The sequence below is a fragment of the Geobacillus proteiniphilus genome, assembly GCF_001908025.1.
In the GTDB taxonomy this organism is placed as follows: Bacteria; Bacillota; Bacilli; order Bacillales; family Anoxybacillaceae; genus Geobacillus; species Geobacillus proteiniphilus.
On sequence record NZ_MQMG01000024.1, the window covers coordinates 1 to 24,496 of the forward strand.

General features: G+C 53.6%; 21 protein-coding genes and 2 pseudogenes. 6 read left to right on the forward strand and 17 right to left on the reverse strand.

From position 1 onward, the window contains the following. Positions 1 to 646: 646 nt before the first annotated feature. The 4 genes from BRO54_RS09655 to BRO54_RS09670 form a co-directional block, all read right to left on the reverse strand. A complete protein-coding gene (locus tag BRO54_RS09655) occupies positions 647 to 3,556 on the reverse strand; it encodes an Ig-like domain-containing protein (protein ID WP_074043795.1) in 2,910 nt (969 codons plus the stop codon). Positions 3,557 to 3,929: 373 nt separating this feature from the next. Beyond that, complete coding sequence (locus tag BRO54_RS09660) at positions 3,930 to 4,709, reverse strand: hypothetical protein (RefSeq protein WP_074043796.1); 780 nt, start codon at positions 4,707 to 4,709, stop codon at positions 3,930 to 3,932. A 45-nt stretch (positions 4,710 to 4,754) separates the two neighbouring features. Beyond that, on the reverse strand, positions 4,755 to 6,110 hold the full coding sequence (locus BRO54_RS09665) for a C40 family peptidase (protein ID WP_074043797.1): 1,356 nt from the start codon (positions 6,108 to 6,110) through the stop codon (positions 4,755 to 4,757). A gap of 182 nt (positions 6,111 to 6,292) precedes the next feature. Continuing rightward, positions 6,293 to 6,802: a hypothetical protein gene (locus tag BRO54_RS09670; RefSeq protein ID WP_074043798.1), complete on the reverse strand. Its 510-nt coding sequence runs from the start codon at positions 6,800 to 6,802 to the stop codon at positions 6,293 to 6,295. A gap of 208 nt (positions 6,803 to 7,010) precedes the next feature. Between BRO54_RS09670 and BRO54_RS09675 the strand changes: the two genes are divergently transcribed. After that, the gene (locus tag BRO54_RS09675) at positions 7,011 to 7,418 is read left to right on the forward strand and encodes a helix-turn-helix domain-containing protein (RefSeq protein ID WP_074043799.1); all 408 of its coding nucleotides are present in this window, start codon (positions 7,011 to 7,013) and stop codon (positions 7,416 to 7,418) included. A 120-nt stretch (positions 7,419 to 7,538) separates the two neighbouring features. Here the strand turns inward: BRO54_RS09675 and ssb are convergent, their stop codons facing one another. Then, positions 7,539 to 7,898, reverse strand: a complete 360-nt coding sequence (gene ssb / locus BRO54_RS09680; RefSeq protein WP_193408808.1) for a single-stranded DNA-binding protein — start codon at positions 7,896 to 7,898, stop codon at positions 7,539 to 7,541. A gap of 270 nt (positions 7,899 to 8,168) precedes the next feature. Between ssb and BRO54_RS09685 the strand changes: the two genes are divergently transcribed. Further along, a complete protein-coding gene (locus BRO54_RS09685; RefSeq protein WP_074043800.1) occupies positions 8,169 to 8,609 on the forward strand; it encodes a YwpF-like family protein in 441 nt (146 codons plus the stop codon). A gap of 56 nt (positions 8,610 to 8,665) precedes the next feature. Here BRO54_RS09685 and BRO54_RS09690 read toward each other — a convergent pair whose 3' ends face one another. The 4 genes from BRO54_RS09690 to BRO54_RS09705 all read right to left on the reverse strand — a co-directional run bounded on the left by BRO54_RS09690 (position 8,666) and on the right by BRO54_RS09705 (position 12,657). Beyond that, positions 8,666 to 9,295 carry a class D sortase gene (locus BRO54_RS09690; RefSeq protein WP_074043801.1) on the reverse strand — a complete coding sequence of 210 codons (630 nt, stop codon included), beginning with the start codon at positions 9,293 to 9,295 and terminating at the stop codon, positions 8,666 to 8,668. A gap of 6 nt (positions 9,296 to 9,301) precedes the next feature. Continuing rightward, positions 9,302 to 10,201, reverse strand: coding sequence for a processed acidic surface protein (locus BRO54_RS09695; RefSeq protein ID WP_074043802.1), 900 nt, complete (start codon positions 10,199 to 10,201; stop codon positions 9,302 to 9,304). Between the two features lie 380 nt (positions 10,202 to 10,581). Then, positions 10,582 to 11,958 (reverse strand): aspartate kinase, encoded by a 1,377-nt coding sequence (locus BRO54_RS09700; RefSeq protein WP_074043803.1) that lies wholly within the window; start codon positions 11,956 to 11,958, stop codon positions 10,582 to 10,584. A 264-nt stretch (positions 11,959 to 12,222) separates the two neighbouring features. Then, a complete protein-coding gene (locus BRO54_RS09705; protein WP_074043804.1) occupies positions 12,223 to 12,657 on the reverse strand; it encodes a DUF1284 domain-containing protein in 435 nt (144 codons plus the stop codon). Positions 12,658 to 13,050: 393 nt separating this feature from the next. Between BRO54_RS09705 and BRO54_RS09710 the strand changes: the two genes are divergently transcribed. Beyond that, positions 13,051 to 13,638: a hypothetical protein gene (locus tag BRO54_RS09710; protein ID WP_074043805.1), complete on the forward strand. Its 588-nt coding sequence runs from the start codon at positions 13,051 to 13,053 to the stop codon at positions 13,636 to 13,638. Positions 13,639 to 13,932: 294 nt separating this feature from the next. Here the strand turns inward: BRO54_RS09710 and BRO54_RS09715 are convergent. Further along, positions 13,933 to 14,097 (reverse strand): annotated as a pseudogene (locus tag BRO54_RS09715) (zinc ribbon domain-containing protein); the annotation flags it as partial. Here BRO54_RS09715 and BRO54_RS09720 point away from each other — a divergent pair. The 3 genes and pseudogenes from BRO54_RS09720 to BRO54_RS09730 form a co-directional block, all read left to right on the forward strand. After that, positions 14,069 to 14,610: pseudogene (locus BRO54_RS09720) on the forward strand (IS256 family transposase); the annotation flags it as partial. The pseudogenes BRO54_RS09715 and BRO54_RS09720 overlap by 29 nt on opposite strands. 222 nt (positions 14,611 to 14,832) lie before the next feature. Continuing rightward, positions 14,833 to 16,353, forward strand: a complete 1,521-nt coding sequence (gene adh / locus BRO54_RS09725) for an aldehyde dehydrogenase (protein WP_074043807.1) — start codon at positions 14,833 to 14,835, stop codon at positions 16,351 to 16,353. 204 nt (positions 16,354 to 16,557) lie between these two features. Next, entirely contained in the window at positions 16,558 to 16,917 is a 360-nt protein-coding gene (locus BRO54_RS09730; RefSeq protein WP_074043808.1) for a DUF779 domain-containing protein, read from the forward strand. 235 nt (positions 16,918 to 17,152) lie between these two features. On the opposite strand, the gene BRO54_RS09740 is transcribed toward BRO54_RS09730, so the two are convergent. The 7 genes from BRO54_RS09740 to BRO54_RS09765 all read right to left on the reverse strand — a co-directional run bounded on the left by BRO54_RS09740 (position 17,153) and on the right by BRO54_RS09765 (position 24,200). After that, positions 17,153 to 18,769, reverse strand: a complete 1,617-nt coding sequence (locus tag BRO54_RS09740; RefSeq protein ID WP_011232671.1) for an MDR family MFS transporter — start codon at positions 18,767 to 18,769, stop codon at positions 17,153 to 17,155. After that, positions 18,754 to 19,677: a TetR/AcrR family transcriptional regulator gene (locus tag BRO54_RS09745; RefSeq protein ID WP_074043809.1), complete on the reverse strand. Its 924-nt coding sequence runs from the start codon at positions 19,675 to 19,677 to the stop codon at positions 18,754 to 18,756. The genes BRO54_RS09740 and BRO54_RS09745 overlap by 16 nt, the downstream gene beginning before the upstream one ends. Beyond that, entirely contained in the window at positions 19,670 to 19,810 is a 141-nt protein-coding gene (locus BRO54_RS20060) for a hypothetical protein (RefSeq protein WP_013146496.1), read from the reverse strand. Before BRO54_RS20060 ends, BRO54_RS09745 begins: the two co-directional genes overlap by 8 nt. A 205-nt stretch (positions 19,811 to 20,015) precedes the next feature. Then, positions 20,016 to 20,888: an ROK family protein gene (locus BRO54_RS09750; protein ID WP_074043810.1), complete on the reverse strand. Its 873-nt coding sequence runs from the start codon at positions 20,886 to 20,888 to the stop codon at positions 20,016 to 20,018. 162 nt (positions 20,889 to 21,050) lie between these two features. Next, the gene (locus BRO54_RS09755) at positions 21,051 to 21,872 is read right to left on the reverse strand and encodes a carbohydrate ABC transporter permease (protein WP_074043811.1); all 822 of its coding nucleotides are present in this window, start codon (positions 21,870 to 21,872) and stop codon (positions 21,051 to 21,053) included. After that, a complete protein-coding gene (locus BRO54_RS09760) occupies positions 21,872 to 22,843 on the reverse strand; it encodes a carbohydrate ABC transporter permease (RefSeq protein ID WP_074043836.1) in 972 nt (323 codons plus the stop codon). The genes BRO54_RS09755 and BRO54_RS09760 overlap by 1 nt, the downstream gene beginning before the upstream one ends. Before the next feature lie 61 nt (positions 22,844 to 22,904). Next, positions 22,905 to 24,200: an ABC transporter substrate-binding protein gene (locus BRO54_RS09765; protein WP_074043812.1), complete on the reverse strand. Its 1,296-nt coding sequence runs from the start codon at positions 24,198 to 24,200 to the stop codon at positions 22,905 to 22,907. Positions 24,201 to 24,496 lie beyond the last annotated feature (296 nt).

A 24,496-nucleotide genomic window follows, 5' to 3' on the forward strand; every position in this document is an offset into this window, starting at 1 on the left:
GTATATCTACAATGACGAATCCAACCTTGAACATCCCTGCGATGCTCAATGGGATGATCCGTGTGGAGTTTTCATAAAACTTTTGACCTTGCCTCTACAACAAATTATAAACTGAGAACAATTGATTTTCCATGTATTTTTCCTCAAAAAGCGGAATATATGATTAGTTTATGTCAAAAATCATTCAAAAGTTCTTGATCAAACTCATTTTTTCCTTAAAAATAGGAATTTATTGCTATATGTTGCCCTCTTCCCCTATAAATTTTTAACTAAGAAGAGGTCAGGGATTCGAGTGAGTAAACTATTTGTTGGTGGAATTCAGGAATGATCCCCGATGATCATTGCGAACGAAAGTTCGCAATGATCATCGGGACTACCAAGCGAAGCACGGCAGGATCCAACAGCCAATCTCATGCAAAAAGGACTCTCTCCCTGCTATGATGATTGGGAACATCTACCCAAAACAGAAGGGAGAGAGTCCATGAACATTCAACAATATCTTGCCAATGGCCTTTATTAGAAGAACTGGAGAAACCATTCATCCGCACCCTGCCAAAGCTGCGGACTTTATACCCTACAGCGTCGCACCCATGCCGGGCGTACACAAAAACAGAGAGTCCATTTAGGACTCTCTGCCTCTATCAAATTACTTAACTGTAATTGTAGTTCCAACTTGAATCGGATTTTGAAGGGTGCTTTGATCTTTAACAGCAGCGTTGTTCACGACTTTTACTTTCAAAGCAGACAGCAAGTTAACATCAAGGGTTACATCGCCAACCGCTTTGGTCGTTCCCGTTTGAACGAGAATATCCGTTCCGGAATCAAACGCATTATTTCCGTTTACATCCAAGTACAAGCGGTTGTCCGCAGTGGTTGACTCATTATTGTCAGCACCTTTATCTACTTTTGCTTTAAAGGTGACGACATATTTGCCAGCGTCAGTCCCCGTGCCGTCATCAAACTGAACGATGTTGCCATTATATGTCGTTGCAACTTCCACGCCATTGATCACAAATTGGAAATCAGACGGCGTAGTAGCTCCAACGGAATTCACCGACTCCGAGAATCCGAGAACGAGCAATCCATTGCTGGAAATGGTTGCTGTTTTCAGTTCTGGTGAAACATCGTCATTCAAGCGCACGTTTGCCACTTTCGGATCGGCGATGTTTCCGGCTTTGTCCTTGATGTTGTTGATATTCAATGCATATTGGCCGTCTTTCGTGATCGACTTCGCCGGAATGTTCAAAGTCACTGTGATGTTTGTCGCTGCGCTGCTGGAGCTGCCGCTACCATGTGCAATCGTTACATAGCTTCCAGACGGCAGCGGTTTGCCGTTTAACAAGTAGTTGTTGACATCTTGAACTGTGGCCAAGTCCAAGCCGACGTTGTCCGTCATCGTCAGCGAGATTGTCGTGCCGGACGTTTGGCTTGTTGCAGCTACAGCCGATACAGATCCTTCATTCACCACTGGCTTGGAGCTGTCCGAAGAAGCGCCGACGGTGACTGTCGTAACAGCTGCTGCGTTCCGGTTTGCCTGCGTGGACAAGTCTTGTACTACATCATTGCCGACACGCAATGTATACGTTCCAGCGCTCAAAGAGCTGCTAAGCGGAATAATGACTTCTGTGTTATCATCATTGTTTACTGCAGCACCGCCAGCATTCAAACGGCTCGTGACATCTTCGCCTCCAGCTGTGATCAATCTGAAGTCGGAGCCAATTTTCGCTACGTCCTCATTGAATTTCAAAACAATGGCGCCGTTCGTATACGTATTGCCTGCATATTGGCCGCCAGCAGCAACATAAGAAGCACCAGCCACTGTCGGGCGAGCCGTATCTTTCGTCAATGTAATGCTGTGCGTTGTAGCTGATTTCGCATTGCCATTGACATCTTTAATGCCATTGCCGAGCACAAGCGTGCCTGAAAATACACCGCTGTCGTTAAACGGCACTGCGCTTCCCAATGCCAGACGAACCGTCTTTCCAGCTGTCCCCGATTTAATGGTCGCTGTGATCGTGCCGCCTTGCGGATTGCCGTTCAAATCAAGCACGCGCGTATAACCCGCAAAGGTCGATGCATCCATTGCTTTGTCAAACGTCACTTCGATGAGGTTATCGCGGACCACTTTGACATCTTGCACAGTCGGCGCCACTGCATCACTGGATACAGTAAACGATTTCGTCGTCGGATTCGGCTGTAAGAAATTGTTTGCGTAATCTTTAAAGTTGAGCAATGTCAAGTCATATGTTTTTCCAGCTTCAAGCGCTTGAGCTGTCGTCAAGATGATTTCATTCGGATTCGACCCATCTTGAACTGACGCAGCTTGACCGCCGACATACGCAATCGCGCCGCTTGCTTGCACAGGCTCGCTAAATACAAGCGTCACTTTTGTCGTCGTAGATTTCGCCGTGGCTTTCACTTCTTTCAATGTCGGTGCCACTGTATCTTTGACAACTAGATTCGTGGAGTAAGAGTCTACTGTTTTTCCGTATTTGTCTTTAATATTTTCGACGATGAATTTGAACGGTGCATCATTGACTACGCCAAACTTATTGATAATGCCCGACGTTGTCGTGATAGTAACCGTTTTTCCGTCATCGGACCACGAAATGTCTGCTGAACCATCCAACGTCGCGAGAGTGCTAGCACTGGAATCCGAGCTTTTTTGGATTTTATAGTTGTTTTTATTGCTGGCTGTCGATCTGTCAACCGCTTTATTAAATTTAATTTCAATTTGTTTGGCGTTCACTACAGCAACACTTTCGACTTTGAAAGGCAACGCCGCTTCATATGCCGCATTGGCGTCTTGCGCTGCTTTTTGCAGTTCGGTTTTGAACGCATCGGTTACTTTCGATACATATTGGTTGACTTGGTCAAGCGCAGCTTTCGCTTTGTCCAAGTTGCCGGCTTTGACAGCGTCTTGCGCTTCACGCGCTTTCATCGAAACCGTGATGTCATAAACTAAGCTGTCGCGCAGTTTTTGCGCTTCGGCTTTGAATTGCGAACGAAGCAGGTCGCGCGTCGATTGGCCGTATACGCGGTCGAGGATGACGGTGCGCGTTTTGAGCTCGTACGAAATTTTGTGATAGAGCTCTTCTGCTTTTTTCAAGTCTTTCGCTTCGACAGCTTTCGCCAAGTCTTGACGCAGACCGTCAAGTTTGACTGCGTAGTTGTAAGCGTCGATGTACGTAGCCACGCGCGCTTCGCCCGATTTCGGGTTGGCTTTGAATACATACGTTTCGTATGTAGCTTGCAAGTCAGCCAAATACGCGTCTTTTTTCGCGCCGCCGGCTTTGTTCACAACAGCGACAGCGTTTGCATACGCTTGTTTTGCTTTGTTGTAGGCTGCATACACATCGCTGATGTTCGGGAGTTTACCCGTTTCCGTTACCGTGTGGCTGTACGTATAGTATGCTTCTTTAAATTGCGCTTTCGCTTGGCTGACGACCGTCGCAACGTCCGTTGCTGCTTGGGAAGCATGCGGGTTGGCTGCGACGAAAGCGCTCGCTGCTACAGCGCTGGCTGTGGCGAGTTTGACTGCTTTCTTTTTGTCCATAAAGCCCAAAATCCCCCTTCGTTTTTATGAAACTTTAGAGCAATGGGTACTAAACGTTTCCGTTTAGTAGATTCATTGCCTAAAAGGTGCTAACATCAACCAATATCATCCTTGACGGCTAGATGCTGGGCTGATTAGAAAGCCTAGCATCTGTTGCTAGCACTTGAGCATAATTCCTCAATGCTCCACGTCTCCTATAATAATACATTTTTCTTCTAAATTCTAGCCCTAAATACAAATTTTTTAGAGAATATGCCATTGAAATTATTGCCATCGATGGCGACATTGATATGAATATGCTGGAAATCAGAATGTTAGAACGATATTTTTGCAGATTGATGGGTTTCGTTGGAAACCATTTTGTACAAAAACATCAATCGTTTTTCTTCACCGTGACGTCCATCGGTTGGCCAAGCGTCATTTTGACAACGTCATAGCGGTCATTCAAGTACAAATCGAGAAAGCGGAACTGGCCTGGAAATTGCTCTGGGCTGTTCGTGATGGAAAATTGCAGCTGCATCGCGTAGTCGCCGCTGTTGGCGAGCTGTTCGGCGATTTTTTCGATCTCTTCCTTCGGCACGTTGTACGCTTTCAAGTAAGAGATCGAGTCGGCGATCGCTTCGGCGTTGTCGTTGAAGAAAATGGAGAGCGTCACCGTTGCGCCGTCGATGCGGCCTTCAAGCGGCAATGACATATTTTGGCCGTATAAATACCAGCCGAACAGACGATTTCCTTTTTGCCGCTCAATGACGAACGGGACGGATTCATTTCCTGCCCGAAGGATGTACTGCCCTTTCAATGAGCGGGCGACAAGGGCGAGAAGTTCGTCTTTTGTGAACGGCACGTATTGGATGGCGTCCCCTTGCTTGGCATACAGCCCGCCTCCGAGGCTGTAATAGACGGCGCCGCCTGCCCGTTTTTGGCTGTAGACGCGATACTCGCGCCCTTGTTTCGCCGTCATGGCGGGCTGCCATGCCGCTCCGTTCAGGTGGTATAGGGGCGTGTCGCGCAAAATGACGACTTTGCCGATCATGCCTTGTTTCCATTGAACTTGCCCCCATTGGACGGCAGCGTCAACCGTTTGCCCATTTCCTCCGAGGGCGATGGCGGCGGCGAGGCAGATGGCGGCCGCCATTTGGGATGCATGTTTCATCTTCGCGTTCCTCCTCGTTTTGCTCATCGTTGTCGTTCCAGCATGCTAAAAGAACCGCTTCGCCCCCAAGTACCGCTGTTTCCAATACGATTGGTCGAGGCGGCTGATCGTCACGCCGGTCGAGGCGCCGCTATGGATAAACTGGCCGTTGCCGATATAGATGCCGGCGTGCGATGGACCGTTGGTGGTCGTGGCGAAAAAAACGATGTCGCCGACTTCCGGGGCGGAAACCGATGCGCCTGCATTCCACATCAAGGCGACGGTGCGCGGGATGGGGACGCCTTGTTGCTGGAAAAGGTAGAAAATGAAGCCGCTGCAGTCAAACCCCTCTTCCGGCGCATCGCCGCCCCAAACGTATGGGGTTCCGAGCAGCTCAGCCGCATCGGCGACGAGTTCGATGACGTCCAGCTTCGCCGCAAGGGCTTGTCCGATCAGGCGCTCATATGTTTCGCCGTCAACGACGCCGGTCGCTGGGAGTTTGGCCGCTTGTTGGAAACGGCGGACGGCATCGGCGGTGGCGGTGCCGTAGTAGCCGGTGATGGCTGTGTAGAAGTAACCGAGCTCTTTCAGCTTCGTCTGAATGCGCTTGACGTCTTCACCGAGCGCGCCGATTGAGAGACGAATCGCCGGACGCTCGCGCTCGATCGGTGCAGGCGGGGGTGTTTTCTCTTTCACTGCGCTCGCAAGGCGGGCGGCGGTTTGGTTGTCGACCGCGCCGGTCACTGGCAGGCCGTTGTCGCGTTGGAAGCGGCGGACAGCGTCGGCCGTCAGCACCCCATAGTAGCCCGTGACTTCCGAATAGGTAAAGTAGCCGAGTTGTTTGAGCTGTTGCTGCAGCTCGCGGACTTGGTCGCCGCGCGCCCCAACAGTCAGCGTCGCAGACGGTGAGGGCGAGGAACCTTCTTCTTTTTGCTTCAGCCGTTCAAGCGTCGCCCGATCCGCCCGCCCGGTGGCGGGAAGCCCGTTCGCCCGCTGAAACTGCTTCACCGCATCGGCCGTCACCGCGCCATAGTAGCCGGTGATTTGTGGGTGGCGAAAATAGCCGAGCTGTTTCAGCCGGCGTTGCAAATCACTGACGGCCGCGCCGCGGGAACCGATGGCGAGCGTGTCGTTTGACGTAGGCGCGCTTTTGAGCTTCGCGTAGGTGGCGTCATCGACGATGCCGGTGGCTGGCAAGTTCATCGCCCGTTGGAACGCTTTGACCGCTTCTTCGGTAATGGCGCCAAAGTAGCCGGTCGCTTGCGGATACGTGAAAAAGCCTTTTTCTTTCAAGCGCTGCTGGAGCTGTTTGATTTCAGGGGAACTCATGCCTTTCTTCCATTCCGCCGCTTGGCTCTCGTCCGGCGCGAGAAAAAAGGCCGAAGCCATCGCAACGGCGAAAACAACGTGATTTGGTTTCACGGATGCGCCCTCTCCCTTCGCCGTCTGTTTCGTTTTTCATCTTTCATTGAGGCCTCATGCGGGATAGTTCCTCAGGCCGGCTTGACGTCCCGCAGCCAAAAATAGTAATGTTCTATATTTTCAGTATAACGGACGAAAGCCATGAAAGGAAACGATTTTTTTTATTGGAAGAAGGAAGAAGTTTATGCGCCGGAACGGGGCGTGCTTCGCTTCGGAGGCGACGGATACGTGAACAAATACGACACGCGTCGATCATCGACAAGGTAAATCGACTGCAGCACTTCATAAATGAGCTGTTTTTCCATCGCCAGCCATTCGTCAGCGCGGATCGGGATGTATTTTTGCCTCGGTTCGTTCCACTCGTAGAGGGCGACGGTAAACTTTTTTTGGCGAAGGTCGAGCTTGACGATAAACATGTACAACTGGCTCGTGCATTTAAACACAAAATAGAGCTGAGCTTCGGACGAGCACGTGATCGTGCGAAACAGCGCCTCGCCTTCAGACGAAAATCGCATCCGTCCACCTTCGTTTTTCAGCGAGCGCAGCGAATCAGTGAAACTGGCCGGGGCGATCGTTTTCAGCCGCACGGAAAACGGATTTTTCATTTCCTTAATATAGATGTGGTACATTTTTTGGGCGTGTTTCTCCCCGTTTCGTTCACAAATGACAAAATCGGCAAGATAAATGTTCACCTTGACCCCCTCTTTTTGGTTCGTAATTTCCCATTTTTAACTAATTGTACTATGTCCTTCCTGGACAAAAAAGATGCCGAACGACGGAATCACTGACAAATCCGTTCTGATTTGGAAACAAAGAGAGAAATGGGCTAAAAAGGAACAACCATTGGCTCCATGCTTTTCTATCTTTAAAGAGTAATGATGAAAAGCGTGGTGACGAACGATGACAAACTTGGGAGAAACGCTCAAACAACTGCGGAAACAACGGCGCTGGACACAGGAAGAGCTGGCCGAGCAGCTGAACGTGTCGCGTTCGCAAATCAGCAAATGGGAAAACGGCAGCTTGCTTCCGGATGTGCAGTCGCTTGAGAAGCTATGCCAGTTATTTGACGTCAGCGCCGATTTTTTGCTTGGCGGCGAAACGCGCCAGCGCGAGCTGTTGCGCGAAGTGACGGACATGTACGGAACGGCGGACGTGCATGAAACGGCGCTCGCGGCGTTGGACTACCTGCTTCAGAACCGGGAGATGAGCGAAGCGGTGTACGCGCTCGCGAAGCTGCCGGATAAAAAGCGGAAACATGTCGAAACGATGATCGTGACGATCGTGAAAGAGTGCTCCGAGCTCATTTAGCTCCCCCATGCTGAAAAAAAGCGCTAACAACGACGTGCTAGCGCCATCCGTTGGGGGAGTGTTTGGGGACACGTTCTTTCTCTTGGGGATTCGCTTTGAAAGGCATGTATGGGGAAACGACTATACGTGCTCCGGCCATTCTGGTTTCTTTCCGGAGTGGAGAAATTGGACGGACTCCGCGACGACTTCGGTGACATAGACGCGTTGACCGTCTTTTTTATCGTAGCGGCGCGTTTGGATTCTCCCCGTCACCGCCACCATCGATCCTTTTCGGCAATAGTTGGCGGTATGTTCCGCCGTTTTCCGCCATAAAACGCATGGAACGAAATCGGCGTCAATCCCTCCTTCCGCGTTGCGAAAATTTCTCGCCACCGCCAGCGTGACAGTTGTGACGGCAGCCCCTTCGGCCGTGTAGCGAAGCTCGGGATCTTTCGTCAACCGGCCGACCAACACGACTTGGTTGATCATGTGTTGGCGCATCCCCCCTTTCCTCCACCGCACCTTTATGATAACGAATCTCGTTTTGGGTCGTAAAATCGCGATTTTTGCATTTTTTTGCGCACTCTATGGATACAATCCAGCGAAAAAGGCGAAATCTTCGTCGACAATGGCGGGGCAAAATGGCGTTTTTGCCATCTGGCGGAAAAAAATGCAGATCGTTTTTCAGCAGCAGGGGCGGCATCCCGTTTTTCTCCCCTCGTCCGCCTGTGCTATAATCTTGAATAAGACAACGGTAACGAGGTGGACGAGATGAAAACGTTCAAGCTTGTCGGGCTCTCGGTCATCGACGACGACATGCACCGCCAAGACATCCCGTTTATTGACGGGCTGATCATCAACAAAGAAGACGGGCAAAACCGCTGGCTCGTGGAGGCGTATTTGGATGACGACTATGAGCCGATGTTTGTGAGCTTGCAGCGGCGTCCGGAGTTTCAACTGCAAGTGACGATCACCCACACGAGCAACGACCCGGCCAACATGCTCGTCGCCGTCCGTTCGATCACGAAAATGAACGGCCATATCAGCGTCTTGATGGAAGGGCTGATGATCCCGCGGCGCACCCATTTGGCGGAAGTCGTGCTGGCCGGCCTTGTCGAGAAAGGGCTGCAAGGCGAGGCGCTGCTTCAGGAGTTTCGCCAACAAATGAATGAACAGATCGGCCTCAAGGCGCCGCATGAACGAAAAAGGTAAAAGGCTGGGGGACGCGCTCTCCAGCCTTTTTGTTTGCCTTCCTGCAGGCAAGCGGATCATCCTCTTGGAAACGCCAGGGCATCAACCCGGACCGGGCGGGCGGTGATGATGCAGCGTTTCGGAGCGCGGCCGATGAGGCGAAACGGGTAGCACGTCGTCACCGTCAGCGTCGGGCGCGCTTTCTCAACCAAAACGGTTCGGTCGTCGTCATCGACGATGCGGATGTTGACGATGCGGTAATGGATGGCGGCGCGATCCGTCCGAATGATGAGCGCATCGCCGATCTCGAGCTCGCCAAAGCGGCGGAACACGGTATCGCGGTGCCCGGATAACACGACATGCCCTTTTTCCCCCGGCCAATCGCTCGCCGGATAATGGCCGACACCACGGCGCAATTCTTGTTCACGGACGCCTTCATACACCGGAATCGCCGCCCCGAGCTTCGGAATGGTGAGTTCGCCAAGGTAGACGCCAAGCGGCGCGTCTTTTTGCACCGAACGTTCCGTTGGAGGGCTTGCGGTCGGCGGTGAGGAAGGCGCAGGGGCATCCCGCTTGACCGCCATCCGGCCGACGGTGTACCAATAACCGTTCCAGCCGGCCGTCGCCGCCCCGATGACGATCGCCGCCAGCGCCGCCCATTGGGCGGCCCGGCGCTTCCACGAAAACCGCGTGGGCTTGCGCTCCACTTTCCTTCACCCTTTCAGCCGCCCGACCCGCCGGTAAAGAAGGAAACCGGCGGAAGCGAGCAGCAGCCCGGCCAATGTATAGGTCAAATACGGCGACGCCGTCTCCGGCAGTTTTTCCCCATACATCTTTCCTTTCATCTCTACAGCGAGCAGCCCGGCGTCAATGCCTTTCTCCCCCGCGCGGACGATGTAGCCCGATGTCAACATCTCCCGCGTTATGGCGATATCGGCGACCTCCTCGCCTTGGCGGTTGTACAATCGAACGCGGATCGGCTCCGCTCCGGCCGCCTTTATGTCCGGCACGTCCGCCTCAAGCTCAAGCAAGCGAAGCCCCTCTTCCCACATCGCCCGCAGTTTGCGGCGCTCTGTTTCCGTCCACGGCCCTTCCGTCTCCGCAAACGGGCGCAGCCGCTCACGAAGCGCCGCCAGCCGCCCAGCTAACTGCGGGTCGTCAAGCGAGGCAATATGGCGGGTGAGGGCGCGCACTTCTTGTTCCGTCATCCCAATGGCCCCAAGCAAGTCGTTGATTTGCTGCATGGCGGCGTTGTGCTGCGAGTAAAAACGGATGGCCCGGTCTAAGTCTTCGACAAATGTGTAATCTTGCACCGTTTCGCCAAACTGGCCAAGCAGCGCCTCGAGCTCCTCGACCGTCAGTCCGTGCCGGCGCAGCACGGCGTGAAGCCGCTCGTCGGTGATGGGCGTGCCGAGCCATTGTTTCAGCTCATCCATCGTGCGAAAATCGGCGGCTGTCAAGCCGTATTGATCCAAATAAGCCAACAGGTCGCTCACCGTCCAGCCGACGTCCTCGGCGTACTGCTCAAGCTCGCTTCGGCTGATGGCCGCCGCCTCAGCCGGAAACGAAGCGAAAACAGCGACAAGCACAGCCATTCCTAGCCATTGCCGCATTCGTTCTTCCTCCCTTCCGCTTTCTTTGGCGTACATTGGTAGTATTTTCCGAACACGCCGCTCTTATGTACGCCAACCAGCGAAAAAAGAAGAAAGCCCGGCTTAGAGCGCTTGAACGCTCTCCCACCTACGCAAACGCTTAGAGGCGGGAGATTCTCGGGGACACCTGCCCCACGGCAGGCTGCCAGCCAAGCCATCCCCGTCTGTCCCTGCGATTTGGCTGTCCCAACGAAGTCCTTCTTTCAAGATATTTTGGGCGGCGTTGGGGAACATCCATGATGGAAGACGCTGATTCATTCCCCCCTTCCGCTGATCGCGCGAAAGTGGGGGCTTCTCGGTTCATAAGAATAGGCGCCCGAGTTTCGGACGCCTGTTTCGCGTTAGGAAAGGTGGCTTACGGTTGCCTGTTGGAAGTAGGCGTTGTACAAGGCGCGAACCGCCTCGCTGACGACTTCTTCTTTAACGCCGAACATCATGCTCACTTCGGACGAACCTTGGTTGATCATCTCCAAGTTGATGTTGGCGTTGGCGAGCGCGGTGGTCGCTTTCGCCGCCATCCCGATCGTTTTTTCCATCCCTTCGCCGACGACCATAATGAGCGCCAAGCCGTACTCAATCGTCACCTCATCGACTGCAAGCTCTTCGCGGATGCGGGCGAGGATGCGCTCATCTTTTCCATCCGCGAGCTGATCCGCCCGCAAAATGATCGACATGTTGTCGATGCCGGACGGCGTATGTTCGTAGGAGATGCCTTCGTCTTCTAAAATTTGCAGCACACGCCGGCCAAAGCCAATCTCGCGGTTCATTAAGTATTTGCTGATGTTGATGCTGCAAAAGCCGGTGTCGCTCGCAATGCCGGCGACCGGTTCATCGATATGGTTGCGCTTGGCGACGATCCACGTGCCTGGAGCGGCCGGGTTGTTTGTGTTTTTTACGCAAACGGGAATGCCGGCGCGATAGACCGGCTCAAGCGCCTCGTCATGAAAGACGGAAAATCCGGAATACGACAGCTCACGCATCTCGCGGTACGTGATTTCTTTCAACTTGCGGGCATCGGCGACGATCGATGGGTTGACGCAATAAATCGAATCGACGTCGGTAAAGTTTTCGTACACGTCCGCTTTGACGCCCGCGGCGACGATCGAGCCCGTGATATCCGACCCGCCGCGCGGGAACGTGACGATATGGCCGGATCGGGAATAGCCGAAAAATCCCGGGATGACCAAAACGCCGCGCCGTTCGCGCAGCTGCTTCAGTTTGTCGTACGACTCCGGCAGCACTTGGGCGTTGCCCGGCTCATCGGTGACGATGATGCCGGCTTCAAGTGGGCTGACGTAGCTCGCCTCAAGCCCGCAATCTTGCAAATAGAGCGCCATGAGCCTTGCGTTATGGTCTTCGCCGCTCGCTTTAATGGCGTCAAACAACCGAGGCGGCTCGCTTCGATAGGCGCTGATTTTCGACTGCAAGTCATCGACAAGCTCGGCCAAAAAGCCGTCGGCTTCCAGCCCCAGCTCATTGGCAATGTCAGCATACCGCTTCACGATCGCTTCCATTGTTTCCTCATGCGGCTCGCCAGCCACAACTTGTTCGGCCAGCTGGATGAGCATATCGGTCACTTTCACATCGTCTTTGTACCGTTTCCCCGGCGCCGACACGACGACGATGCGGCGCTCGATATCCGAGCTGATGATATCAGCCACTTTGCGGAATTGCGCGGCGCTCGCCACCGAACTTCCACCGAATTTAGCTACTTTCATCGTTCATGACCCTTTCTGTCGAAAGTCTCTATATTTGTTTATCATATCACATTTTTCCGCTCTTGAAATCATTCATTTTTTAGAAATTTCCGCGAACGTCCAAAACCGCCGCCATCGCCGGCCATGATTCCCTATCAAACAGATGAGACCATGTCGGAAAGACGGCGCTGCAACAGACTCCCCGCCTTGACGAACGGATGATGGTTCAGCGCAACGCCGTTTTTCCATCGTCCTTCCTTGATGTTTCCGAAAACGGCCGCCGCCTCACGTTTGCGCCACATTGCCGCAACGGACGTTGGCGATCCCTTCTTTGCAGACGCCGTACGGCAGCCACGAGCAGTCGCGGCATAACTCGTCCAAATCATCCGGCTTGACCCGTTCCGCCGTCCGCCGGATCAGTTCGGACTTCCAATACACGTTGCCCGGCTCCAAGCCTAAATGGCGAATGACGTTTCCATCGAGCGAACGGACGTGGGCATCGGAATTCGGGCCGGCTTCGCATGTCGTTTCTCCATGGTGCGGACAGACGAGGCACGCCTCATCGAGCGCCGCGACGACTTCAATCGGAAAATCATCGTTTTCATCGCGAATGCGGGCAACGATCTCCCACATTTTTTCGACAAACGACGGGCTGTAGCCCATGCCGCGAAATCCGTGCACACAAAGCAAATGATGGCCGCGCAAACGCAACGGTTTCATTTTCTCTCCCCTCCCTTTCTTTCCTTTGGCGGGTGTTGGTCAAGGGCGAATCTGGCTCTGAGAATGCCCTACGATGCCCAACGGGATGGCTCGTGTGGAGTTTTCATAGAACTTTTGACGCTATCTTCTTTCCTCTCTTCAAACATATGCCGCCCGGCCCAATCGTTTCTATCGTTTTTGACTCCATCATACGTCAACTCTTTTCATTGAGCAACTGGCACCTCGATAACCAGCAGCGGACAGCTAAGCGACATCCCTTTCAGACCCATGCATCGTCTATGAAACGGTGGGCTCCCGGTCTTCGCCCAAACCGCAGTTTTCCTCCGTCAATTCGGAAAAATAACGGATCTGCTTTATACAGACAGCCGTCATGATACAATGAGAAAGGGAACGATGTTGCTGGGAAAGGACTGGCTGATCATGACGAAAGAAGAATTGGCACGCTCGCTTTCCGTCTTGCTTCATGAGCTGACGAAATCATGGCGGAAAGAAAAAATTCATTCCGATGTGCTCGAAATCATTATGAAGCTGCGCATTCAAACCGATGACGACGAGCAATACGTTGCCGATCTGCTCGGCAACATCGCGTTTGCGAGCGAATCGGCCCATGCGCTAAAGCAAATTTGGGGCTATATGCTGCGCGAGCAAACGTTTTTGTCGCCAAGCACGATCGAGGCGATGCTCGCTGACGCCCAGCGCGCGATCCACCGCCGGCTGGCGGAGCTTGTCGCCCGCTATGAGCGCCCGTTTTTGTCCATCGATGACCCGATCGAGCGAAAACGCCGGCTTGAGCGCTCCTACGGCGCGCTTCTTTTGTTCAACCGGATTGCCACCGATTTTTTGCTTGAGTTCGTCCGCGAAGAAAACGAAACGGCAGCGAGCGTCTTTTTCGCCGCCGATCCGAATGAGGCGATCGAAGTGTTCCATCATCTTTGCAGCGTCTGCGCGAGCCGCTGGCTTGAAGGTCTTGAAGTCGATTGATGGCCGAACCGTCGATTCAAGTCCTTGAAGCTAACCAAGGGTGCCCCAAAAGCGGCGGGGCGCCTTTTCTCATCACCATCTATACTGCCGCATTGGCATTTTCGATTTGACAGTATTGTCCAGCCATGCTAATTTGACACTCCACACGCCTAAAGGCGTGGGATTCTTGGGTCGTTAACGCCCTCATCCATTTCTGGTTCGGACAACGCCCAAGTTCGGGGCTGTGTCATCACCCCGTCCCATCGGGTTAGCATGTACCCCAATGGGCGGCGCACCTGTGACCAGCGCGCTAGGTTAGGCGCTCAAGCCTGAAATCGCTTTGGCGATGTTGATCGCGCCATTTAGGTCGGCGTGGATGGTGTATCCGCACTTTTGGCATTGGAAGAGGATGCCGTTGCGGTTGGCTTTCTCCCGATGACCGCACCGACAGAAAAGAGGCGTCAAGGAAGTGCTTCTTGGCGTCTTCGATGGGCTTCCGGGGCTGGAGGAAGCCTTTCGGGCGGTTTATCCGAAAGCTGACGTACAGCGTTGTGTCGTTCACAAAGTTCGTAACACCTTAAATCGTGTTCGAAAAAAAGACCAATTCGAAATGGCGGAGGATCTGAAACTCATTTATCGATCTCCGAGTAAAGAAATCGCATTGGAGATGTTTCGACAGTTTGAATCGAAATGGTCGAGCAAGTACCCAAGAGAAGTGCAATCTTGGGCCAATGAGTTGGATGTCCTCCTCACCTTTATGAATTATCCAAACAGTATTCGAAGTGTAATTTACACGACGAATGCCATCGAACGATCAAGGAGATTCGGAAACGTCTAAAACCGATGAACAGTTTGAGCAGTTTAGAAGCCGCGAAAAAAATCGTGTATTTGACCATTCAAGAGTTTAATGAGAAATGGGCAGAGCGAAAGTGGAGAGGATTTGCCGAAGCGCAGGAAGCCCTCAAGCGAATGTTTGAAGAACGTTACAATTAACCAAATACTGCAAATCACAAAGTAAGGGGATTCTCCCTTTCCGCATAGTAGACAGAATATTCTGTCTACTATGCGGAGGAAAGCCACTCTTATCTATTCCAAATCCATTGAGAGATACCCTATCTATCTTTCATTACACAAAATTCTTGACTGTACCGAATATTTATAATATTATTTACTTTGTAAGCGAATACAAAAACTCAAATGAAGGAGGAATCGGGGATGATCTACGCACAACCAGGCCAGCCAGGCGCGCTTGTCACATTTAAAAAGCGCTACGAAAACTTCATTGGCGGCAAATGGGTGCCGCCGGTCGACGGCGAGTATTTCGAAAATATCACGCCAATCACCGGACAGCCGTATTGCGAAGTGCCGCGCTCGAAAGCGGCGGACATCGAACTGGCGCTTGACGCCGCCCATGCGGCCAAAGACGCATGGGGACGCACGTCTCCGGCAGAGCGCGCCCGTTTGCTGAACAAAATCGCCGATCGGATGGAAGAAAACTTGGAAATGCTGGCCGTCGCCGAAACATGGGAAAACGGCAAGCCGATCCGTGAGACGCTCGCGGCTGACATTCCGCTTGCCATCGACCATTTCCGCTATTTCGCCAGCTGCATCCGCGCGCAAGAAGGCACCATTTCGGAAATCGATCATGACACGGTCGCCTATCATTTCAAAGAACCGCTCGGCGTTGTCGGACAAATCATCCCGTGGAACTTCCCGATTTTAATGGCGGCCTGGAAGCTCGCGCCAGCGCTCGCGGCCGGCAACTGCGTCGTCTTGAAACCGGCGGAGCAAACACCGACGTCAATCCTCGTTCTCATCGAACTCATCGAAGATTTGCTTCCGCCTGGCGTCGTCAACATCGTCAACGGCTTTGGCTTAGAAGCCGGCAAGCCGCTCGCCTCGAATCCACGCGTGGCGAAAGTGGCGTTCACCGGTGAAACGACGACCGGACGGCTCATCATGCAGTACGCCTCGCAAAACATCGTGCCGGTCACGCTTGAGCTTGGCGGCAAGTCTCCGAACATTTTCTTCGCTGATGTGATGGACAAAGACGATGACTTTCTTGATAAAGCGCTTGAAGGCTTTACGATGTTCGCTCTAAACCAAGGCGAAGTGTGCACATGCCCGTCGCGTGCCCTCATCCATGAGTCGATTTACGACGCCTTTATGGAACGGGCGCTTGAACGCGTCAAGCAAATCAAGCAAGGCAATCCGCTCGATACGGAAACGATGATCGGCGCCCAAGCCTCCTCCGAACAGCTCGAGAAAATTTTGTCATACATCGACATCGGCAAACAGGAAGGCGCCGAACTTTTGATCGGCGGCGAGCGGAACATGCTCGAAGGAGAACTGTCCGGCGGCTATTACGTCAAGCCGACCGTTTTCAAAGGGCATAACAAAATGCGCATCTTCCAAGAAGAAATTTTCGGCCCGGTGCTCGCGGTCACAACGTTTAAAGATCATGACGAAGCGCTTTCGATCGCCAATGAAACGCTGTACGGCCTTGGCGCCGGCGTCTGGACGCGCGACATCAACACCGCGTACCGGTTCGGCCGCGGCATCCAGGCTGGCCGCGTCTGGACGAACTGCTATCACATTTATCCGGCCCACGCGGCGTTTGGCGGCTACAAAATGTCCGGCATCGGCCGCGAAACGCACAAAATGATGCTCGACCATTATCAACAAACGAAAAACTTGCTCGTCAGCTATTCGCCGAAAAAACTTGGCTTGTTCTGACATTGGTCCACCTGCTCTTCCACAGCAAAAGGCAGCGCCGACGCGTTGCCTTTTGCCCACTGTTGCATCCGTCACCGCCAAAACCACGCAAACGCCTTTTGATGATGGAATGGAAAACGACGCAACAACCGTTCCATTCGACGAATCCAGCAAAGCTGCTCTAGGCACCTGTCTTTGACCGTGATGCGAAAGGAGGTGCATCCGATGCCTAATGAACCGAAAGTCATCGCCACCGAAGCGGCGTTAAAATTGATTGAAAAATTAAAGGCGAAATACGGCCCACTTATGTTCCATCAATCCGGCGGCTGCTGCGACGGCAGCTCGCCGATGTGCTACCCGCTCGGTGAGTTGATCGTCGGCGATTCCGATGTTTTGCTTGGCGAAATCGGCGGCTGCCCGTTTTACATCTCTAAGGCGCAATACGAATATTGGAAGCATACGCAGCTCATCATTGACGTCGTCCCCGGGCGCGGCGGCATGTTTTCGCTCGAAGGTCCGGAAGGCGTCCGCTTTCTCACCCGCTCCCGCGTCTTCGGCCAAAGCGCGGATGCGGGCGCAACGTAACCAGCCATCGCGAATCGTCACCGTGAAACCGCCATGCGCCGGGCATCACGTCGATGCGAAACCGCCTGGCGAAATGGGCCGCACGGAGCGAGCCGCCGGCTTCCATTGGCACCTCACCCCCGGATGCCTCATCGCTCCGGGGGAGTTTTGTTCGTCGCCGCCAAAAAGAAAGGCGGCCCGCCGCCTGAGCGAATGAGGCGCGGTCCGCCGTTTTCTTTTCTTCATTCGCATGCCGCTAGGCCTTCTCCTCTGCCTGCTTCAACTGCTTCATCGCCTCGGTCCGATCAGACAAGGTGATCCTTTTCAAACCGAACACCAACAACAAGCCCACAGCGATAAACACGAGCCCGAACAAAAAGACGGATTGCAGCGAGTCGACAAGCGACTGCTTCAGCACCGGCACGAACATGTCGCGCAGCAGCGCTGGAATCTTGGCCATCGCTTCCGGACTGAGCAGAACGGAATACAGCCCTTGCGGATCATCATGGATCATGCCGGCAAAGCGGTCGACAAGCCCTTTCGCCTGCGCCGGCAGCGCTTCGAGCTTTGGCATGAGCCGCTCGTCAAGCAAGGCGCTCGACCGGTGGTTCATGATGGCGCCAAGCACCGTCATCCCAAACGTCCCGCCGATCGAGCGGAAAAATTGGCTTGAAGACGTCACGACGCCAAGCTCCGATTTTGGAAAGCTTTCTTGCAGGGCGAGCGTCAAAATCGGCATCACGAGCCCTGTGCCAAGACCGAGAATGATCATATACATCGTCGCCGTCCATTTCGACGTCTCGACATCCATCGTGCCAAGCAGCCCGAATGCGGACGCCATAACGGCCATGCCGATGATCAGCTGCGGCTTCACCCCGATCCGGTATACCAGTCGACCGCCAAGGACGCTGCCGATGATCATCGTGATCATCATCGGCGTCATAATCGTCCCGGATTGGGTGGCGCTCACACCGACAATGCCTTGCATAAAAAACGGCACAAACATAATCGCGCCAAACATGCCGACGCTCATGAAAAAGCCGATGCCATTGAGCAGCGTAAACGTCCGATTGCGGAACAACCGAAGCGGAATGATCGGCTCCTCCGCCCGTTTTTCCGCCCAAACAAACAAAGCGAAAAAGACAACCGCGGCCGCAAACAACGAAACGATTTGCCACGACCCCCACGGATATCGGTCGCCGCCAAAGGTCAACCCCAACAACAAGCTGACGACGCCCGCCGTCAACGTCGCCATCCCGGCGATGTCAAATTTCACCGGCCCTTCGGCTTTATATTTGCTTAACCCCATCGCAATCAGCACCGTGGCGAGAATGCCGACCGGCAAGTTGATGTAAAACACCCAGCGCCAGTTCAAATGGTCGACGATAAAGCCGCCGATTTGCGGGCCCAGCACTGAAGCGAGACCGTACAAACCGCCGAACACCCCTTGCCATTTCGCCCGCTCCTTGCCGGTGAACACGTCACCGATGACAATCATCGCCATCGGCATCATAATCCCGCCGCCCAGTCCTTGAATGCCGCGGTAAATGATGAGCTCGGTCATATCGTTCGCCATGCCGCAAAGCGCTGAACCAGCCATAAAAATGACCAACCCGCTCACATAGACAATCCGACGGCCCAATAAGTCGGCGAGCTTGCCGGCGATCGGCACGACCGTCGTCGACGTCAACATATACGCTGTCGTCAGCCACGTCATAATCCCCAATCCGTGAAGCTCCCCGACGATGCGCGGCATCGCCGTGCCGACGATCGTCCCGTCTAATGCCGCAAACAGCATGGCAATGATCAACCCGGTAATGAGCAACGGACGATGACGAATGGTGCTCGCTGGCACTGTTAACGCTTTTTCCATGGTTCTCTCTCCCATCCATTGAGTCGTTGATACGCTTCCATTTCTTGGCTCAGTGCGTCCAAAGCCGACGCAAGTCGAGGCGCCTGTTGATGGCGCAAATACAAAAGCAGCGCTTCAACGATATAGGCGCGCGGCGGCTCATTGCGCCCAAGCACTTCCTCCTCCAGCGCCGCTACGGCTTCAAGCACATCGTTCGCCTGCTTCGGATCGAGCCCGTTGGCGGCCTCCCGGACGGCGGCGAACGCCGAAACCAGCCGCTCCCGCTGACGCTCGCGCTCACGCTCCTCCAGTTTCATCCATGGCGCAAACGACTCCTCGGTCAAAAGCGGGCGCTCATCAGCCGTGAAGCTGGCAACAATCGCATCAATGCGCCGCACGAGAAAACGAGCCGCCTCGTCCGCGTCAAACGCCTCTTCGCGAAAAAAGAAGTAAAACAAATATTGTCGGATGATGCCGTTGGTTATCATAGCGACATCATACACATACGGACCGACTGCCTCTCCGTACACCTCCGCCAGACGGGTGCAATACCATAAAAAAAGGCGCCCATGCTGGCGGAACATATACCGTTCCACTTCCGGATTGACTTTCGGCAATTGCTCCGACATCATCATACGCAAAAAGTCTTTGTACTCGCGAATGTGAGAAAAATGGGCGGCCAGCTGGCGAGTAAACCGTTCTTTTTCCGTCCCTTCCCCGCCGTCCGCCATGAAATCAGCGACCATTTTTTCGCTGTAGTAGCGGAGCACCGCCAGCAACAAATCTTCCTTCGAGGCGAAATGGTGATAAAACGCTCCTTTGGAAATCCCCCATGCCTCGACCAAATCTTGAATCGACGTCTCATGATACCCTTTTTCGGCAAACAATTTCATTGCCGCCTCAATAAATTGGGCGCGCCGTTCATCCATGGCAACGACTCATTCCTTTCCCATTCGCTGTCATCCATTGCCGATACGACGGCAACACCGCGCGCGGTTTCACGAAATCAACCCGTACGCCGCGCTGTTGCAGCCATTCAACCAACCGTCGAACATCGGTCATTGTCCTCGCCTCCATATCCCATATGACCATTTGGTCAAAACGATTATAAACTACTGTTATAAAGGTATGCAACTCAAAAACGATATTTTTTGACCAAACAGTCATTTTTCGGCCTGAATTTGCCGAACAATCAGTCAACATCCCTGCCTTCAAACAAAAAAAACGGCCCCACCGCCTGATTGAAGACGGTGGACGGCCGTTCTTGCTATTCGTTTGCCGCCGCTGCGAGCGCCAAAGCGCCCGCGATACCGGCGTTGTCGCCAAGCCCTGGGAGGACGATGTACTCATCGATCTTCTCGAGAATCGCTTCGTGCTGAATATAGCCGCCAAGCAATTCCTGCACATGACGGCGCACAAGCGGCAGCACGTGCGTCTGCTTCATGACGCCCCCGCCCGTGATCACCTTTTTCGGCGATAAAATGAGGATGTAGTTGGCGATCGCTTGGGCAAGATAAAAGGCTTCTAGCTCCCATACTTCATGGCGGTCAGCCAATTCCGCCCCCTTTTTCCCCCAACGCCGCTCAATCGCGGGGCCAGACGCCATGCCTTCCAAACAGTCGCCATGATACGGGCAAATGCCGGCAAACGCGTCATCCGGATGACGGCGGACCAACATGTGGCCCATCTCCGGGTGAAGCAGCCCATGCAGCAAGCGGCCCTCGACGATCGCGCCGACGCCGATGCCGGTGCCGACCGTCATGTACAGGCAGCTGTCAAGCCCTCGCGCCGCCCCCCAGCGCTGCTCGCCGAGCGCCGCCGCATTGACATCCGTGTCAAAGCCGATCGGCACGGGAAAATGCTGCTTCATTGTGCCGACAAAATCAAACTGCGCCCACGCCTGTTTCGGTGTGCTCGTAATGCATCCGTACGTCGGACTGTCCGGACGCAAATCGATCGGGCCGAACGATCCGATCCCAATCGCCTCGATGCGGTGCGGACGGAAAAAGTCGATGACGTGCGCCATCGTCTCTTCCGGCACCGTCGTCGGAAACACCGCCCGTTCATGGATGTTCCCATGTTCATCGCCGATGGCGCAGACAAATTTCGTGCCTCCAGCTTCAATGGCTCCTAGGATCATATGTACGCCTCGCTTTCTTCATCTGCTCTTTTCTTGTGTCTATCTTACTAGAAAAAGGGAGAAGACATCAATGGCAAAAAGCCGCTGATCAGCGGCTCTTTGAAACATAGTGCAATCGATTCTATTGTCTGCTGGGTTTGTTGATCTACACCGCTGATTGGCTCACCCCTTCACCGAGCCGGCAAGCAAGCCGCGGACGAAGTATTTGCCGAGGAAGGTGTACACGAGCAACGTCGGCAGTGCGGCCAACAAAGCCCCCGCCATTTGCACGTTCCATTGGACGATTTGGCTGCCGGATAAATTTTGCAAGGCGACCATGATCGGCTGTTTGTCCGATGTCGTGATCGTCACCGCGAACAGAAACTCGTTCCAAATGTTTGTAAACTGCCAAATGGCGACAACGACAAAGCCGGTGATCGACAGCGGGAGCATAATGTACCGGAAGATGCGGATAAACCCCGCGCCGTCGATTTTGGCCGACTCAATCATCTCATCCGGTATCGCGGCGTAAAAATTGCGGAACATGAGCGTCGTAATCGGAATGCCGTAGACGACATGGACGAACACGAGCCCCGGAATCGTGTTGTACAGCCCGATTTCGCGCAAAAACTGGATAAGCGGAATGAGAATGCTTTGATACGGGATGAACATGCCGAACAAAATGAGCGTAAAGAGCGTATCCGCTCCTTTAAACTTCCATTTCGACAGCACGTAGCCGTTGAGCGACCCAAGCAGCGCGGATAACAACGTCGCCGGCACGACGAGCAAAATCGAATTCCAAAAGTTCGGGGCGAGCTTGTCAAACGCCGTCGCGTAGCTGCTCCAGTCAATCGTTGACGGCAGCTTCCACATATCGGCCAATGTCACTTCATCGAGCGGCTTCAAGCTCGTTGTGACCATGACATACACCGGCAACAGGAAAAACACGCTCATGACGAGGGCCAATAAATACAAAAACGGCCGCGCCCACACGGATCTCGCCATCACGATCCCCCCTTGCGGCTTGAGATGAGATACGGAACGATAAAGATGGCGACCGACAGCAGCATCACGATCGCAATCGCCGCGCCGTTGGCGTAATAGTTGCCGCGGAACGTCGTTTCAAACATGTACACGCCCGGCACATCGGTGACAAAGTTCGCCCCCGGCCCGGTCATGGCGTAAATCAAGTCGAAAATTTTCAGCGAAATATGGGCCATAATGATGATGACGCTGACGGTGATCGGTCGTAACAGCGGCAAAATGATTTTCCAATACAATTGAAACTCGGTCGCCCCGTCCATCCGCGCCGCTTCCCGCACTTCATCTGGAATGGCGCGCAGGCCGGCGAGATACATCGCAACCGCAAATCCCGTCATTTGCCAAACGGCCGCCACGACAACGGCAATGATGGCCACTGGGATGCCAAATTCGATTTTGCCCCAATGGAATCCACCGAGAATCGTTGTGTCGGTATACCATTTAGAATCCAAGTCGAGCGGTTTTAAAAACAAATTGACGCCGGTTGACGGGTTGAACAGCCATTGCCACACGACCCCGGTGACGACAAATGACAAGGCCATCGGGAAAAAGAAAATGTTGCGAAACAGCGACTCGCCGCGCAGTTTTTGGTCAAGCAAAATGGCAAGCAATTGTCCCAACACAATGACGGCGGCGATAAACAACACCGTAAACACAAGCGTATTGCGCAGATCCGCTTGGAAGCGGAAATCATGAAACAAATACAGATAGTTTTTCAACCCGGCAAACGACCAATCCGGCACGAGCGAATTCCAGTTGCTCAAGGACACATACCCCGTCCAGCCGATAAACCCGTATACAAATAAGAAAATCAGTACGACCGACGGCGCCAAAAACGCCGCTGCCAGCCAATGATCGGCCGTCCATTTCCGCTTTTTCCGCACCGCGGGGACACCTGCTGTCTTCTCGGCTGGCGTGATGCTGACCGTTTCCACCATCATCCCTCCTCATGATGACGAAAAGGGGAAGAGAATGGCTCCCGTCCCCTTTTCCCGATTACTTCTTCAGTTCTGTTGCTGCTGAAGCCAACGTGTCGATGAACGTCTTCACATCTTTTTGCGTCACGAAAATGTTGACAGCCTGATTCACCTTCGTGACAAACCCTTCCGGCGCTGCTGAACCGTGCGCTAAGCTTGGCGCCAGCTCCGCTGTTTTGAAGTCTTGCATCGTTTGTTTGCCGTATTCATCGTACTTGGACGGATCCGCATCGATGCGGGCCGGGATGGAGCCTTTCAGCGGGTTAAACGCATCTTGTCCTTCCACCGAACCAAGCACTGCTAAAAATTTCTTCACATCGTCCGGGTTTTTCACACCTTTCGGCAAGCCGAACGTATCGGTGATGACCATAAACTTGCCTTCCGTATTCGGCACCGGCACATAGCCGAAGTCTTGGTTCACCTTCAATTTCAAATCGTTGACAAAATAGCCTTTCACCCAGTCTCCCATCACGTACATGGCCGCTTTTCCTTCGGCAACGAGCTGGGCGGCGTCTTGCCAGTTGCGCGAGCTATGGTCTTCGTTAATATAGTTGAGCATTTTCTTAAACGTCTCAACGGCTTGTTTCACTTGCGGATCGTTAAACGAGACTTCACCGGTCCAAAGCTTCTTGTAGTTTTCCGTTCCGAGCGTGCCAAGCAGCACGTTTTCAAACAGGTGCGTCGCAACCCACGGCTCTTTGTCGCCCAATGCAAGCGGCGTAATGCCTTTTGCTTTCAGCTTGTCAGCCACTTGGAAAAACTCGTCGAACGTTTTCGGCGGCTGGAGTCCGTTATCGGCAAAGATTTTTTTGTTGTACCACAGCACGTTGCCGCGGTGAATGTTGACGGGCACGGAGTAAATGTTGCCGTCCTTGCTCACCATGTCAATCAACGCTTTCGGGAATTTGTCCATCCAGCCTTCTTTTTCATATAAATCGTTGAGCGGCTCCATTTTGCCGGCGGCCACCCAACCTTCATTGAGTTCCGCTCCGCCGTGCACTTGGAACGTCGATGGCGGGTCGTTCCCTTGCATGCGGCTCGCTAAGACCGCCTTGGCGTTCGTCCCGGCCCCGCCGGCGACCGCTGCGTTTTCGACTTCAATATCCGGATATTTTTCTTGGAACAGTTTGATGAGCGCTTTTAAGCCGTCTTCCTCACCGGCTCCGGTCCACCAGCTGAAAATCTCGAGTTTCTCTCCCGCTTTTTGGCTGCCTTGTTTGGCGTTATCGGATGAAGAGTTCGAGCTGCTGCAGCCCGACAGCGCCATCCCAATTCCAAGCGCAAGCGCCAGCCATGCGGATGCTTTCTTTCTCATGATTCTCCCCCTTTGCATCTGTTTTTTGAAACCCCTTTCAATGTTGAGTGTACCATGCGCTACTCATCAAACTGCGGCTTGATTTCTTCACTTTTTTGCGTTTTTCTTCACTTTTTTGTTTTCCGTTCTCCTGTCGGGCAAACGAAAGTCTCGCTGGTACAGCTAGCGGCCATTTCGCTTCAATGGCGCGAAAAAAGCCCGTCTCCCCATCAGGGGGCGGGCTTCGTTTCGGACGCCGGAAGAGGGCGGGGCAACCCACTTCGTTTGCGGGTTTGCGGGACTTGCCCGTTTGCCTT

Bases quoted from the DNA above. Each gene is read 5' to 3' on its own strand.
- BRO54_RS20060 (WP_013146496.1), bottom strand. From the start codon at position 19,810: ATGACCGATGTTCGACGGTTGGTTGAATGGCTGCAACAGCGCGGCGTA.
- ssb (WP_193408808.1), bottom strand. From the start codon at position 7,898: ATGCGCCAACACATGATCAACCAAGTCGTGTTGGTCGGCCGGTTGACG.
- BRO54_RS09740 (WP_011232671.1), bottom strand. From the start codon at position 18,769: ATGGAAAAAGCGTTAACAGTGCCAGCGAGCACCATTCGTCATCGTCCG.
- BRO54_RS09660 (WP_074043796.1), bottom strand. From the start codon at position 4,709: ATGAAACATGCATCCCAAATGGCGGCCGCCATCTGCCTCGCCGCCGCC.
- BRO54_RS09765 (WP_074043812.1), bottom strand. From the start codon at position 24,200: ATGAGAAAGAAAGCATCCGCATGGCTGGCGCTTGCGCTTGGAATTGGG.
- adh (WP_074043807.1), top strand. From the start codon at position 14,833: ATGATCTACGCACAACCAGGCCAGCCAGGCGCGCTTGTCACATTTAAA.
- BRO54_RS09695 (WP_074043802.1), bottom strand. From the start codon at position 10,201: ATGCGGCAATGGCTAGGAATGGCTGTGCTTGTCGCTGTTTTCGCTTCG.
- BRO54_RS09685 (WP_074043800.1), top strand. From the start codon at position 8,169: ATGAAAACGTTCAAGCTTGTCGGGCTCTCGGTCATCGACGACGACATG.
- BRO54_RS09730 (WP_074043808.1), top strand. From the start codon at position 16,558: ATGCCTAATGAACCGAAAGTCATCGCCACCGAAGCGGCGTTAAAATTG.
- BRO54_RS09750 (WP_074043810.1), bottom strand. From the start codon at position 20,888: ATGATCCTAGGAGCCATTGAAGCTGGAGGCACGAAATTTGTCTGCGCC.
- BRO54_RS09705 (WP_074043804.1), bottom strand. From the start codon at position 12,657: ATGAAACCGTTGCGTTTGCGCGGCCATCATTTGCTTTGTGTGCACGGA.
- BRO54_RS09675 (WP_074043799.1), top strand. From the start codon at position 7,011: ATGACAAACTTGGGAGAAACGCTCAAACAACTGCGGAAACAACGGCGC.
- BRO54_RS09655 (WP_074043795.1), bottom strand. From the start codon at position 3,556: ATGGACAAAAAGAAAGCAGTCAAACTCGCCACAGCCAGCGCTGTAGCA.
- BRO54_RS09700 (WP_074043803.1), bottom strand. From the start codon at position 11,958: ATGAAAGTAGCTAAATTCGGTGGAAGTTCGGTGGCGAGCGCCGCGCAA.
- BRO54_RS09745 (WP_074043809.1), bottom strand. From the start codon at position 19,677: ATGGATGAACGGCGCGCCCAATTTATTGAGGCGGCAATGAAATTGTTT.
- BRO54_RS09710 (WP_074043805.1), top strand. From the start codon at position 13,051: ATGTTGCTGGGAAAGGACTGGCTGATCATGACGAAAGAAGAATTGGCA.
- BRO54_RS09755 (WP_074043811.1), bottom strand. From the start codon at position 21,872: ATGGCGAGATCCGTGTGGGCGCGGCCGTTTTTGTATTTATTGGCCCTC.